The sequence below is a fragment of the Vibrio sp. 1731 genome, from assembly GCF_033339955.1.
Lineage (GTDB): Bacteria > Pseudomonadota > Gammaproteobacteria > Enterobacterales > Vibrionaceae > Vibrio > Vibrio alginolyticus.
Genome location: NZ_JAWOVO010000125.1, coordinates 1 through 1,158, shown reverse-complemented (window position 1 = coordinate 1,158; position 1,158 = coordinate 1). Strand labels below are relative to the sequence as shown.

The following is a 1,158-nucleotide window of genomic DNA, read 5'->3' as shown; positions in this document are numbered from 1 at the left end:
TAATGATGGCAGGGGCATGTTCTGGCTCAACCGCAGGCGGAATTAAAATCTTCCGTTTCCAAATTGCTATGACGCTATTGAACAAACAGATCATGAAACTGATTCATCCATCCGGCGTTTTCGTGCAACGTTACAACCAACGTCCTGTGAACGACGACATCGTGCGCTCTGTGGTGGCGTTTGGGTTGATGTTCTTTATCACCATCATCTTTATCGCTGGCTGTTTAAGTGCCCTTGGTCTTGATCCCGTGACCAGCATTTCTGGCTCAATCACCGCCGTTGCCAACGTGGGTCCTGGCATGGGTAGCGTGATCGGCCCAACCGGTAACTTCGCGCCACTACCAGATGCCGCTAAATGGCTTCTAAGCTTTGGTATGTTGATGGGCCGCTTGGAGATTCTGACTATTCTTGTACTGTTCTTCCCTGCGTTTTGGCGCCGTTAAGCAGACACAAATAAAAGGTATGACAATGAAAACATGGATCACTCTGGCGACCCTACTCGCCACCTCATCCGCCTACGCCGCTGAAGTCGTCACTTTAGCCGACGGTCGAGAAGTGAAGTTGAACGATGACTTTACTTGGGAATACGTGATGACAAGTTCTGCGCCAAAAGAGGCCGTAGCCCAAACCACAACAAGCGCGGTTGAAACTGTCGCAGCTCCTGCGATTGCGACAATTCCGGTCGTAACAAAAACCGTCGGCACAACCGTGGTTGTGAACGCGAAAAAGCCAACCATGCAGTTGTCAGACTCAGGGGTTGACGTACTGATTGGCTCTGCGAGCTACGAAGGTGGTGAACTGGTACTGCCAACGTCTATCACCAACCAAAGCTCTCAATCTGTCATTCAGGTGGAGGTTGAGGTACAAGTGTTTGATATGTCTGGCAAGCAACTGGCGAAAGAAAAGGTCACGGTTTGGCAATCCATCAAACGAATGGCGGATACCTACCTGAGGCCACAGCAAGCAGAACAAGGTAAGAGCATTAAACTGGCAGTGCCGCAATCTCAGCAGTACCAGTTTTCTGCCAAAGTGTTAGAAGTGAAAACTCGCTAATACGGGTCTGATATTCTTTGTCGAGCGTATCTTGCCACGCTGACGCGTGAGGCTTAGGTCGCTAAATTTAGATAGGCTCGACAAAGTAATAAATCGCGAAGAAGT

The 1,158-nt window shown here is 49.5% G+C and carries 2 protein-coding genes; both read left to right on the top strand.

Annotated features, from left to right (window positions below; translation table 11 throughout):
• Positions 1-443: potassium transporter TrkG (locus tag R7035_RS25630; protein WP_318146370.1), on the top strand; the 443-nt coding region annotated here is incomplete at its 5' end.
• A gap of 25 nt (positions 444-468) precedes the next feature.
• Positions 469-1,053: a DUF3157 family protein gene (locus R7035_RS25625; protein ID WP_015297516.1), complete on the top strand. Its 585-nt coding sequence runs from the start codon at positions 469-471 to the stop codon at positions 1,051-1,053.
• Positions 1,054-1,158: the final 105 nt, after the last annotated feature.